This window comes from Shewanella aestuarii (assembly GCF_011765625.1).
In the GTDB taxonomy this organism is placed as follows: domain Bacteria; phylum Pseudomonadota; class Gammaproteobacteria; order Enterobacterales; family Shewanellaceae; genus Shewanella; species Shewanella aestuarii_A.
In genome coordinates this window covers 1,993,088-2,005,685 of sequence record NZ_CP050313.1, presented here as the reverse complement: position 1 = coordinate 2,005,685, position 12,598 = coordinate 1,993,088, and the positions used below count along the sequence as shown (strand labels likewise).

General features: G+C 37.8%; 10 protein-coding genes. 7 read left to right on the top strand and 3 right to left on the bottom strand.

Features of this window, described 5'->3' with window-relative positions; genetic code table 11:
• The first annotated feature begins 202 nt into the window (after positions 1-202).
• The 5 genes from pssA to HBH39_RS09030 all read left to right on the top strand — a co-directional run bounded on the left by pssA (position 203) and on the right by HBH39_RS09030 (position 5,021).
• Positions 203-1,516, top strand: coding sequence for a CDP-diacylglycerol--serine O-phosphatidyltransferase (pssA, locus tag HBH39_RS09050; RefSeq protein WP_167677562.1), 1,314 nt, complete (start codon positions 203-205; stop codon positions 1,514-1,516).
• A gap of 82 nt (positions 1,517-1,598) precedes the next feature.
• Positions 1,599-2,360, top strand: coding sequence for a tRNA-uridine aminocarboxypropyltransferase (locus HBH39_RS09045; RefSeq protein ID WP_167680022.1), 762 nt, complete (start codon positions 1,599-1,601; stop codon positions 2,358-2,360).
• Between the two features lie 58 nt (positions 2,361-2,418).
• Entirely contained in the window at positions 2,419-2,772 is a 354-nt protein-coding gene (locus HBH39_RS09040) for a hypothetical protein (protein WP_167677560.1), read from the top strand.
• 16 nt (positions 2,773-2,788) lie between these two features.
• Positions 2,789-4,756 (top strand): RecQ family ATP-dependent DNA helicase, encoded by a 1,968-nt coding sequence (locus tag HBH39_RS09035; RefSeq protein WP_167677557.1) that lies wholly within the window; start codon positions 2,789-2,791, stop codon positions 4,754-4,756.
• Positions 4,746-5,021, top strand: coding sequence for a hypothetical protein (locus HBH39_RS09030; RefSeq protein WP_167677555.1), 276 nt, complete (start codon positions 4,746-4,748; stop codon positions 5,019-5,021). Before HBH39_RS09035 ends, HBH39_RS09030 begins: the two co-directional genes overlap by 11 nt.
• An 82-nt stretch (positions 5,022-5,103) precedes the next feature.
• Here HBH39_RS09030 and eco read toward each other — a convergent pair whose 3' ends face one another.
• A complete protein-coding gene (gene eco, locus HBH39_RS09025; protein ID WP_167677553.1) occupies positions 5,104-5,616 on the bottom strand; it encodes a serine protease inhibitor ecotin in 513 nt (170 codons plus the stop codon).
• A gap of 265 nt (positions 5,617-5,881) precedes the next feature.
• Here eco and HBH39_RS09020 point away from each other — a divergent pair, with 265 nt between their 5' ends.
• A complete protein-coding gene (locus tag HBH39_RS09020) occupies positions 5,882-6,910 on the top strand; it encodes a GGDEF domain-containing protein (protein WP_167677551.1) in 1,029 nt (342 codons plus the stop codon).
• 31 nt (positions 6,911-6,941) lie between these two features.
• Here the strand turns inward: HBH39_RS09020 and iadA are convergent, their stop codons facing one another.
• Entirely contained in the window at positions 6,942-8,105 is a 1,164-nt protein-coding gene (gene iadA / locus HBH39_RS09015; protein ID WP_167677549.1) for a beta-aspartyl-peptidase, read from the bottom strand.
• A gap of 9 nt (positions 8,106-8,114) precedes the next feature.
• On the bottom strand, positions 8,115-9,563 hold the full coding sequence (gene yfcC / locus HBH39_RS09010) for a putative basic amino acid antiporter YfcC (protein WP_167677547.1): 1,449 nt from the start codon (positions 9,561-9,563) through the stop codon (positions 8,115-8,117).
• Positions 9,564-10,177: 614 nt separating this feature from the next.
• Between yfcC and HBH39_RS09005 the strand changes: the two genes are divergently transcribed.
• A complete protein-coding gene (locus HBH39_RS09005; protein ID WP_167677545.1) occupies positions 10,178-12,460 on the top strand; it encodes a bacteriohemerythrin in 2,283 nt (760 codons plus the stop codon).
• Positions 12,461-12,598 lie beyond the last annotated feature (138 nt).

Genomic DNA, 12,598 nt, shown 5'->3' with positions numbered 1-12,598 from the left:
TTTACCTTATAAGTCGCAGTAACTAGCGAAATATTAATTTAAAAGCATGTACCTGAAGTCTATGTATTTAAACATGGTGATGTAATCATTAGACAATGATAGGTATTTGGTTAAAACCGATTATTTTATGTCTAGCTCAGCTAGAACATTCGTTTTGATTATGTCAAATCCAATAATTCGGTACTAATTTAAGGAGGATGCCTTGCTTGATAAGCTTGGTGGAATTTCATTAGCAGCAGATTCGATTACCTGGTTGTTAACACCCCATAACTTTAAACAAACGTTAATCAATAGAATTTCGACAGCGACCCATTCTATTTATATTGCTGCACTATACCTTGAAGATGACGAGGCTGGTCGAGAAATCCTGTACGCTTTACTGGATGCGAAATCGAGAAACCCCAAATTAGACGTAAAAGTGCTAGTGGATTATCATCGTGCACGTCGTGGGCTCATAGGCCATAAGGGCGATAGCGGTAATTATTTACTTTATCGTAAAGCGATTGCAGAAGCTGAAATACCGATTGAGATTATCGGTGTACCGGTCAAATCTCGCGAATTTATGGGAGTATTGCATTTAAAAGGCTTCATCATTGATGATGCGGTAATATTCAGTGGCGCGAGTATTAATAATATTTATCTGCAACATGCTGATAAATATCGTTTTGATCGCTATCATTTAATTGAAAGTGCGCCGCTGGCAGACAGTATGCGACTTATGATCCAACAATATATTATTTGCGATCCTGCCGTCACTTCATTAACACAACCAGCTGAAACAGAAGTTGTTGCCGAGAAAAATGATGTACGCAGTTTTAAAAATCGTTTAAGTCACGCTAAGTATGAGTATAAAGCAACACGCACCGGAAATCGGGTGACACCTTTGGTTGGCTTAGGTAAAAAGAAAAACCAATTAAACAAAGCGGTAATTGACCTAGTAGAGTCTGCCAAAAACAAATTATTTATTTGTACACCATACTTCAACCCACCAGCAGCGTTATCTCGAGCATTAACTAAGCAGTTAAAAGCTGGGGTGAAAATTGATATTGTTGTCGGTGATAAAACCGCTAATGACTTTTATATTCCACCTGAAAAAGATTTTTCCACCATTGGTGCCTTGCCATACATGTATGAGCAATCATTACGTAAATTTGCTAAGCGTCAACAATGGGCTATTGAATCCGGTTTGTTGAATATTCATTTATGGAAACATGATCATCACTCGTATCACTTAAAGGGGATAAGCTGTGATGATAGAAAACATCTAATTACAGGTTCAAATTTAAACCCTCGTGCATGGGCATTGGACTTAGAGAATGGGTTGTTACTTCACGATGATTCAGGTGTGTGGAAGGCTCAGTTTAATGAAGAAGAAGAATTTATTTTGCAGCATACCGAGCGTCTATTTCATTACAGTCAGTTAGATTCACTTCGAACTTACCCAGAACCTGTTAAAAAAATTATGAACCGTATACGTAGATTAAAAGCAGACTTTTTGCTCAAACGTATCTTATAATTCAGCTCATTGAGTACTTTGAAAATCATCACTCTAATGAGTGATGATTTTTTTCATCTATCGAGATAATAATATGGCGCCCTTGCCAATCAATGAACATGCTGTTCATCGGTTATATCAATACAGAAAATCCTTATCAACAAAACCATTTGCTGCCCGAGGTAACAAATTAATTCGTTGCAATTATTGTTTGCTAGGCACGCAGTTTTGTACCTGTCACTTAAGGCAAGCTTTACAAACATCCATTAGCTTCTTACTGATCATGTATGACGATGAAGTCTTAAAACCAACAAACTCAGGTCGATTGATTGCTGATTTAGTCCCAGATACCCATGCCTATATTTGGGATAGAACCAAACCTAATGATGATATGATGGCACTTATTAGTGATGACAAATATCAACCCTTCTTGGTTTTTCCTCAGCAGTACCTTGAACAAGGACAAGCCGTTGTTGGACAGGTCAATATTAACGATATCGCAGGTAAAATACCTTTGTTGGTGATGCTTGATGGCAGCTGGCGTGAAGCAATAAAAATGTACCGTAAAAGTCCATATTTACATACGATGCCAGTTTTATCTTTTTCACCGGAAATACTGGCCACCTATGCATTACGTAAGGGAAGTCATGACTTTCAACTCGGCACTGCTGAAGTTGCTTCATTAGCCTTAGAGGCTTGTTCAGAACCATTAAATGCACAAGTACTTAGTAAGTGGTTTGATTTGTTTGTTGAATCATCATTACTTGGCCGAAATCGAAGAGCTAAGCACACTTTATTGCCCATTGAGGGGTTTATCAGCGAATATCAACAAGCAAGGGAAAAAGCACAGAATCGAAGTGAATAATTAGCGATATAGCAAGATACGCAGTAAGCTGGAGAAAGCAATTTATGGAGGAGTTAATATGTCCGATCTATTATCTAATCTTGATGATAAATTAGTTATCTTATTCAGACTTGAACCAGGATGTTTGGGACCTGATGGATTAGAGCATATTGAAGTGTTTTGCAACATTGCGGAGCGAGCCTTGCAATCGTTAAATCAATCAGTATGTCGTTGGCGATTAACCCCGCGCTATGACAAAAGCTTAGATGAAGTTCAATACAGCCTAGCCGGAAAAGTATTACCTCTTGATAAAGCAATAAAGTATTTACAGGCTTGCCATACTGAACATAGTCAATTAATGGGGGCATTTGAAGATAAATTAACCCAATTAATCAATCAGTACCTTGATCGTAAAGCTTCGTTAAAAACTTAAAAAGATACCAAATCCTATGATAGAGTCGCGAGATTTTCATACCACCCATTGCGAAAAGCTAAAGCAACTTTTCGGTTTTGAGGGCTTTAGACCTGGACAATTTGAGGCAATTAGTCACATTTTAAAGGGGGAGTCATCGCTGGCAATATTTCCAACAGGTTCTGGTAAATCATTATGTTATCAACACTGTGCGTTACAATTGCCTTATCTAACCGTCGTTGTTTCCCCATTATTAGCCTTAATTCAAGATCAGATTACTTTTTTACACAGTAAAAACATTGCCGCAGCCAGTATTGATTCCAGTCAAAGTCGTGAACAAACACAAGCAACAATGCAGGCGGTAAAACAAGGGCACTGTAAAATTTTAATGGTATCGGTAGAACGGTTCAAAAATGAACGTTTCAGGCAGTTTTTATCCAGTTTAACCATTTCACTATTAGTAGTTGATGAAGCGCATTGTATTTCTGAATGGGGACATAACTTCAGGCCCGATTATTTAAAACTGCCTCAATTGCGAGAGTCTTTCAATATTCCACAAGTATTATTGTTAACTGCGACAGCCACTCGTAAAGTGAAACAGGATATGTGCGCACGTTTTGGGATTTCATTAAATACCGTGGTGCAAACAGGTTTTTATCGCAACAATTTGTATTTAGATGTTGTACCAATCAGTTCTACAGAAAAAGACAACGTCTTGACAGCTAAGATAGCCAGTATGCAAGGAGCAGGAATTGTCTATGTCACCCTGCAGCAAACTGCAGAGCAAGTGGCTAATCAATTGTCTGAACAGGGAGTAAATGCAGCGGCTTATCATGCTGGTATGGATTCTGAAACTCGTAAATCAATCCAGCAGGCCTTTATGACCAATGAAGTGAAGGTCATTGTTGCCACAATCGCCTTTGGTATGGGAATAGACAAAGCTGATATTCGTTTTGTTATTCATTACGATTTACCCAAATCCATTGAAAATTACAGTCAAGAAATCGGCCGAGCAGGACGTGATGGTTTGCCATCTACTTGCATAACATTGGCTAATTTGGATGGATTGAACACCATTGAAAACTTTGTTTATGCCGACACTCCAGAGAAGGATGATATAGTCACGCTATTGACTTTGATAGCACAAGAAACAGATAGTCAAGGTAAGTGGGAGATGCAGGAGTTAACTGTGTCTAAAGCATGTAATATAAAACAGTTACCCTTGAAGACCTTGTTGGTTCAATTAGAGTTAATGGGTATTATTAGCCCAAGTTTTGCTTATTATGCAGAATTTAAATTTCAACTACGGCAAGATAAACAAACCATATTGGCTAAATTCAACCCTGAAAGAGCAGCATTTTTATCTTCTATATTTGCTCACACCCAGTTTAAAAAAATTTGGGGGCAGTTAGATTTTGATAGTTTACAACAAGATACAGGCGAGCAACGAGCCCGAGTTGTTTCTGCTTTAGAATACTTAGCTGAGAAAGATTACATTTTGTTAGAAACCAAAAAAATGACTCAAGCCTACCAAGTTAATGTTAACTTGATAAAAGATAGTCAATTAGCAAATAAATTATTTGCATATTTCAAAGATAAAGAAACCAAAGAAATCAATCGAATAGCTCATTTAATACGTTTCTTTGAGCTTGAAACGTGCCTATCTTATAATCTTTCTGCGTATTTTGATGACCGGCAAGCGCGTAATCCTTGTTATCATTGTAGTGTCTGTGATGGAAGGCCTGCTCAATTGAGTTCAAGTTTAGTTAAACAAAACATAGATACTGAACAGATAAGACACTTTTTACACAATCTTGATGAAATTGCCTTACAAAAAAATGCACAAATATCCGATGGTTCAAAAGTAAAGTTTTTAATGGGTATGGTTGTGCCAAGTTTAACAAGATTAAAAATTAAGCAACTACCCGGTTTTGGCATTTTAAGCCATTGGCGCTATAAAGAGATATGCGACTTAATCATATCAAAGGGATCAAATGAAATCTGACAGTGACGAACTACTTAAAAAGCATTCAAATTTAATTCATAGCCACGATGTAACTGTTGCCTCTCATACTCAGCGCGAAGAAGGTGAGTGGATGTTACAAACATTGATGATCAAAGGGTATGATGTACCATTCAAATACAAAAGAAACAAGAAATACCAAAACTTGACGGGCAAAAGAGTTAACTTAACATACTATCCTCGAGAACAAACTGTTGCTGGCTTTAAAATTGAAACGATGCAAGTGGTGCGGATCCGACTCGCTTAATGTGAATTATTCACGACTCAGTATTATAAAAAGGCTTAATACAGAATGTATAAAGCCTTATTTTGCTAATTAGTAGAATACTTTACTGCTGGCCACTGAAGCGAAACTCACTACTAACCTGCCAAATTCGATAGCGCAATTCAATATTCTCAGGTAAGTAAAAAACTTTAGCCAAGCGGCTGTCATAAGCCATTTTGATCCCTTCGCCCAGCATGACAAATTGAGCTTTTTCGGGTTCAGTGCACATTCTCATGGTGCTGCTCCCATCTAGCACCTTATCAACTTGGTAGTATGAATATCCCCAACCATCTAACGTTTTAAGTTCAACGGATCCCATCAATCGATGTTGGTTGCAATCAACCATCTGATTCTGACCAAATTGCACTTCTATCATGTAATTCGATTCATCTTCGAGTTTAGGTAAGGCCAATATATGTTGTTTATTACCCTGTTGAGGTTTAGGGAACATCTTAGTATCAGAATCCATATTCTCACTAATATGGCTGTAAACTTTTGTTTCAATGGCGATGTGATCGAATGCATCCTGACTTACGGGAGATATTGCTTCAGCAGCGCCGATAAACGCTATACTCATAGATACAATTGCGAGCGTTATAGGACTGGGTGTCTTGATCATAAAAACCTCTGTTTAATCTGTTAATGCTAAAATTTGAATTAACTTACTATTGCTGTAAACGGGTGAAACGTGCAAAAGGGTTATCAATTTATAAAAAATGTATACCTAAAATAATTTATAAGATTGAATATTCCATTATATGTAATCATTTGTTTTTTATTGATAACTATGACATAAAACAGATAAGTATATGTTTGTTCGACCTCAATTAAGGTTATGAAAAATGATCCAACATAGTCAAAGTTTAGAAAAATCAGCAGAAATCCTCCGCATTGCTGTACCCAGAATGACAGCGCTTAGTATCCCCATTACCCCTGAAAATTATGCCGTTTTGTATGAGTATTATACAGAGTCTAACTTAAACCTAACGCGGGCAATTGATGGTTTAATCGCCAACAATGTGTTTTTTTCAGCAAGTGTCAATACTGGCTTGTATAACCGTTTTATTGAAGAAAGAACACCAGAAGTTATTGAAAATGTACAAATTGAAACCCAAATTCTAATCAAAAGTTTATTCAACAAAGTTGAAGAAATATCTCAAGGCACGGGTGCATTTGGTGAAAACTTATCTCAGTTTGGTGAACAGTTGCAACAAAGCAAGAGCGCTGAAGAGCTAAATAGAATTGTGCTGAACATTGCCAGCGAAGTCGAGCAAGTGCTTGTAGATAACAATCGTATGAAGCAAGATTTAGTTACCTTAGGTAACGAATTAAGTTCGCTAAAAGCTGATATGGACAATTTAAGCAAAGTGGCGATGACTGATGAGCTTACCTCATTAAATAACCGCCGAGCGTACGAAAGCTTTGCATATAACCAACTCAAGTTATTTGAAGATAATCAAGTTGAATGTTGTTTAATGCTGATTGATATCGATCATTTCAAAAAATTTAATGACACTTATGGTCATCTAATTGGTGATAAAGTGCTTTCTTATGTGGCTCTTGCATTAAAAAATGCTGTTAAAGGTGATGACTTTGTTGCTCGCTATGGTGGCGAGGAATTTATCATTATGCTTCCCAATACTCAGTTGGACGATGCGGTCTCGATTGCAGAAAAGATCCGTCAACGTATTGCTGAAAAGCAACTCACCATTGGCAAAGAAGTGAAGCAAAGTTTAGGGCTTATTACAGTGTCTATTGGCATTGCTGCTTTTAGAACGGGAGATGATATTGACACGTTATTGGCTAGGGCTGATGAACAAATGTACTTAGCTAAATCCAGTGGCCGCAATTGCGTTAAATTTTTGAAATAAAACCATTTTTACGCAACGTTAATGTGCTGCGTTAAAATGGTGTACTAAATAACACTTCCCCAGCAGCAAGAGCATGTTTTCCTTTTGCATAAACTGAATGAATATTTAGGCTTTCAGCGTGAAGTAAGTTAATGTCTGCATCTACGCCTTTAGCTATCACGCCTTTATGATGAAGATTGAGAATCGTTGCCGGAGATTGTGTCACTGCCGCTAAAGCCAGCTCTAAAGGCACCTTATGTAACTTAACTGCATCCACCATGGCAAGGTGTAAGCTACTAACTGCTCCGACTTGTAAATTCACTAACTTACCTTTGCTATCAAAAACCGGCAGACTGGCATTTCCATCAGAACTCATGGTGAGCTGACTAATGGGTACATTAGCGTTAAGTGCCAGTGCTAAAGCTTTCGCGGCAGGTATTTCACCTTGTGCAATAATTTGTGCTGTCGTGCTAGTCGTAAAATCAATTACACCACCGCGCTTAGCAAATTCAACACCGGCTTTGAATAACGCCTCACTTCTATTGATATGAGTTGGGTAATATTGCGCAATTGGGATATCGGATTCTGCAATTACTTGATTAAGTAAGGTTAGCTTAGCGGGTTCATCTCCTACATGAATACTGACTATTCCCGCTTTACCGGCAAGCATGCCTGCAACCCTTGCCTCAGAGGTTAACCTTGCTAGCTCGTGTACCGACAATTGTGAACTACGATGATCCGCGATTGCGACTTCACCCACGCCAATGAATTTATCAATTAACATAATGTCATGCTTAATTGATTGGGTAATCGTCACCATAGGGTAATGGTATGAGCCGGTGTAACAAAATACCGATAAACCTTGCGCTTCTAATGCGTATGCTTTAGCTAATAAATTTTCAAGACTCCGCGTTTGTGCATCAGTGCCAAGCACGCCAACCAGTGTGGTGACGCCGCCTTTAATTGCATCATTCACATGCATTTCTGGCGTGCGGGTGGCATAACCACCTTCACCTCCGCCGCCAGTGATATGCACTAAAGAATCAACAAAACCAGGAGTTAAAATTAGATCCGAAGCATCAATGGTTTCAATTAAATTGTTGCTATCTAACTCGATAGAATCTTCTATTCCGATAATCTTAGTACCACCAATAAGTACGTCTTTACGTCCTAAAGGTGAGGGGGCATACACTTGTGCATTTTTAAACAGTTTCATGTTGATAACCTAACTGAAATTAATGGTTACGGCGAACACAATAAAAGCAATTGAAATCGATACCAGTAACAACATAAATCGCCAAATAAATTTAGCCCAAACAAACCAATCAACTTTAGTTACACCTAAACAGCCGATCAAAGACGCAGAGGTTGGAATGATGATGTTAGTAAAGCCATCCCCCAATTGGAAAGCGAGCACAGCAATTTGTCTTGGTAAGCCCAAAATATCAGAAAGTGGTGCCATAATAGGCATGGTTAATGCGGCTTGCCCTGAACCCGAAGCGATAAAAAAATTAAATACGGATTGAAATAAATACATACAAATTGCTGAAATCGTTTGTGGTAAGTCACCCAGAAGCAAACCTGTATAATGAAGCAGGGTATTCAGTACTGAGGGAGTATCAGCTTGATCTCCTCCCAATACAATGACAATTCCTTTAGCCATACCCACAATCATAGCGGCTGGCAATAAATCTTTTGCCCCCTCTTTAAATGCGTTGGCGACTTCATTAACACGCAATCTACCACAGATGATAGCAATCAAACCTATAGCACAGCCCAAGGTAAAAAATTGACTGGCCAATTCTGGAATGTAATAACCTCTGGCTATCACCCCCCAAATAACCCACACAATACCCAATAGAAAGGTGATTAAAATAATGCTGTCGGTTAAAGAGAACTGAGTATTAATTTCCGTTTTCAATGGTTTATCATGTTCGGTAAAACAAGGTGAAAGCTTTGGGTTATGTTTCACTTTTGATGCATAGCGCATGGTAAAGATAATGCCGACAGTGGTAAATATTATCCACATGACGACCCTGAACTCTAAACCAGACATCAATGGCAGATCGGCAATGCCTTGGGCAATGGCAACACTAAATGGATTCATCCAAGATGCAGCAAAGCCAATTTGGGTAGCCACATAGGTTACCAGTACCGTCACTATGCCGTCGTAACCAATCGCCCGCATTAACGGTAAAAGTACAATACAAAATGCGATGGCTTCTTCACCCATGCCAAATATTGCGCCACCAGCAGAAAACAACACAAAAAGAATCGGTATAAATGCCATTTCCAGTTTTTGTGTTTTAGCAATAAGTGTCAAAATTCCATTATCAACCGCTTTGGTTTGCATAATGATGCCAAATGCGCCCCCTGTGATAATGATAAACATCATTACCCCAATAGATGAGCCCCATTTACTTCCTGAAACCATACCCTCAAATGCGAAATTGAGAAAACCGACATTGCCATGCTCAGCAAATAAGGGCACGCCTTGGTAGTCTTGTGCAAATTGAAAACTACCCGCAATTAATTCTGATTTATTGGTATCAGGATTGACCATGACCTCGAAAAAACCAGCGGGGACAATGTGCGTGGTCAGCGCCGCAAATAATACGACAAAAAATAAAATGACAAATGCATCGGGCATCTCTCGAACTGTTATTGGCTTCATATTGTTTTTCATTTTTTGATAAGTGGCAGAAACAGAGTAATTAACAGGTGTTTATAACGCGTAGCTTACACCATATAAATGAGTTTATATTAAGGGCAAAAGTATAACGTAAATTTTGTACTCTCCCATCTGTTATATCTTCATTTAACGAGGTTTTTTGTTCTTTATTGATACGCTTGACATAGCTTTGTGAACATGCTGTTTTAAAAATGGGCAGTATCACTCCGATGAGGGAAAGTATCACAAATTTTATGAAGACAAATCTGCAACTTACAATCTGCTACTATGGAATATTTTTTATATTGTAAGCATTCCATGAATAAAGTGACTATAGTGATTATAGTGATTATGTAGATTGTTGTTTAGCCGTTCGTTAACTTTGTGTGCAATCTTATGAATTTTATTTAAGGCTGATATTCAATTGTATGGGGGCTTCAATGTGTATTGATAATGTTCTTTGTTAGCAGAGTTAATTGAATAAAGAGTAATGCTTGCTTAACTGTTTTGACATTTAAGTAATTGATTTTATGAAGCAAGTTTTCCCCGTGATGTTGTTTGATTTATTCAGGCTCGGCAAATTCAAGTTCACTTGTTAATTATATGGATATAACGCAATGACAGAGACTTATGTAGATATATTTCCTTGGAATGACAGCTTTAATGTAGGTGTGAGTGAAATCGATCAACAGCATGAGGTTCTTGTTCGCTTGCTCAATGAGGTTGCTAGTTGTATTGCCTTTCAACGGGCTGATATTAATTTAGACAAGTTGATTACTGAGTTAGTGAATTATGCAGTTTACCATTTTGAAACCGAAGAAAAGTATTGGAATGAGATGCTGCCAGCGAGCGTCCATACTGAGCAACATAAAAAGGGTCATGCAAGTTTCGTTAATCAGGTTAATGATTTAAAACAAGATATTAATCATTTGCCGGAAGATGTCTGGCTAGAAAAACTACTATCATTTTTAGCCAGTTGGTTGGCGTCTCATATATTAGAAAGCGATAAATATATGGCTCTGTTAGTGTTCGCCATCAAATCAGGAATGAATTTAGAGCAAGCAAGTATTGTAGCCGATGATAAAATGGTAAAGGCATCTAAAGAAACCATTAATGTGATTTTAGCGGCTTACAAAAGCTTGTCTGAAAACACCATTAGATTAATGCGTGAAATCAAAACAGGTAATCAAACACTCGAAAAACTGATTGAGATCGATCAGCATTTACAAGATGCGATGGATTATGCACAAATTGGACGGTGGTCTTTCCCTTATAATGGCAAAACGGCTGATTGGTCTGTGCAAATGTATCGCATCTTTGGACTAGAGCCTGATACTGAGGCTGGACCAGAAACACTTTGTAAGATAATGGATGAGGATTATCAGCAAGCTTTTTATAATTCATTACAACATTGCTTTGCAACAGGTGAGGAGCATCATGTTGAATATCCAATCGTCAGACCCAAAGATGGGCAAACGCGTTGGATAGAATGCCGCGGAAAACTCATTTATGGCAATGACGGTAGCCCGTTAAAAATTTCAGGATTTATTCAAGATATCAGTGTCCGAAAAGAGAATGAAGCGAAAGTAAGCCAACTTGCTTACTTCGATCCGTTAACGTCTTTACCTAATCGACAGTTACTATTTGATAGGCTGAATCAAGCGATTGCATTAAGTGAGCGCAATAAAGATTTCTATGCCTTACTGTTTATCGATCTCGATGATTTTAAAACTATTAATGACAGCCGTGGCCATGAGTATGGCGACATATTGCTTCAACAAGCAGCGATTCGTATTCAGCAATGCATTCGTAAAGGCGATACTATTGCTCGTTTTGGCGGAGATGAATTTGTAGTCGTATTATCCGAGTTAGATAAAACCGAGCTTAAAGCAGCAGCCATATCTAAACAGATTACCCATAAAATATTATTATCCTTATCAGCACCTTATGAAATACTAACCCAGCAATTTGATAGCAGTGCTAGTATTGGCATTATGATGTTTAATGGCAGTCAAATATCAGCGTCTAAGTTGATGAGGCAGGCTGATATTGCCATGTATCAGGCAAAAAAATCGGGTAAAAATTCAGCCTGTTTTTATGATCCTGAAATGCAAAATAAGATTAACCTCCGAATAGGGCTTGAAAGAGATTTACGTATAGGGATAAAAGAACATCAATTTGAATTATTCTATCAACCTCAGGTAGATAACAAGAATTGTGTTATTGGCGCTGAGGCCCTAATTCGTTGGCATCATCCCAAGCAAGGAATGATTTCTCCTGATTTATTTATTCCTATTGCCGAAGAAACCGGTCTCATACTTCCTATTGGTCATTGGGTATTAGAAACCGCTTGTAAACAATTGCAACAATGGCAAAAAAATTCTCAAACAGCCCATCTAACGCTTTCAGTCAATGTAAGTTATAAACAATTTCGCCAGGTTGAATTTGTTAGCCAAGTTACTCATTTACTCAATGAATATCAGCTTGAACAGGGAAAACTTAAAATAGAACTCACCGAGTCTATGTTAGTCGACAAAATGGAGTTTATTATTTTATCTATGCAACAATTGCAATCTCAAGGTGTACAAATTTCTTTAGATGATTTCGGAACAGGTTACTCTTCGCTGCAATATTTAAAGCGTTTACCTTTGAGTCAATTAAAAATTGATCGCTCTTTTGTGAGTGATTTGGAAAAAGACGCTAATGACAAATCGATTGTCGAAACAATCATTTTAATGGCTAAGGCTTTAAGCCTTAATGTGATTGCTGAAGGGGTAGAAACACTTCAGCAAAAAGAATATCTGGCAGAACATGGTTGTTTTTGCTACCAGGGTTACTATTTTGGTAAACCCATGCCGATAGGTGAATTTGAATCTCTTGAATCCATTAAATCTGATTAACACTCATAGAAAACGCTTTAATAAGTTGTACTAATCTATTTTTAAAACTTCATTATAATTTATTTCATTCATTAGCTATGTCGGTATTGACTCTAAATTCCCTTTATTAACAGGTGTATGCACTGGTTGGCTTCTTGT

Coding starts and splice junctions, on each gene's coding strand:
- HBH39_RS09040 (WP_167677560.1), top strand. CDS start 2,419: ATGTCCGATCTATTATCTAATCTTGATGATAAATTAGTTATCTTATTC.
- HBH39_RS09035 (WP_167677557.1), top strand. CDS start 2,789: ATGATAGAGTCGCGAGATTTTCATACCACCCATTGCGAAAAGCTAAAG.
- HBH39_RS09030 (WP_167677555.1), top strand. CDS start 4,746: ATGAAATCTGACAGTGACGAACTACTTAAAAAGCATTCAAATTTAATT.
- eco (WP_167677553.1), bottom strand. CDS start 5,616: ATGAGTATAGCGTTTATCGGCGCTGCTGAAGCAATATCTCCCGTAAGT.
- HBH39_RS09020 (WP_167677551.1), top strand. CDS start 5,882: ATGATCCAACATAGTCAAAGTTTAGAAAAATCAGCAGAAATCCTCCGC.
- iadA (WP_167677549.1), bottom strand. CDS start 8,105: ATGAAACTGTTTAAAAATGCACAAGTGTATGCCCCCTCACCTTTAGGA.
- yfcC (WP_167677547.1), bottom strand. CDS start 9,563: ATGAAGCCAATAACAGTTCGAGAGATGCCCGATGCATTTGTCATTTTA.
- HBH39_RS09005 (WP_167677545.1), top strand. CDS start 10,178: ATGACAGAGACTTATGTAGATATATTTCCTTGGAATGACAGCTTTAAT.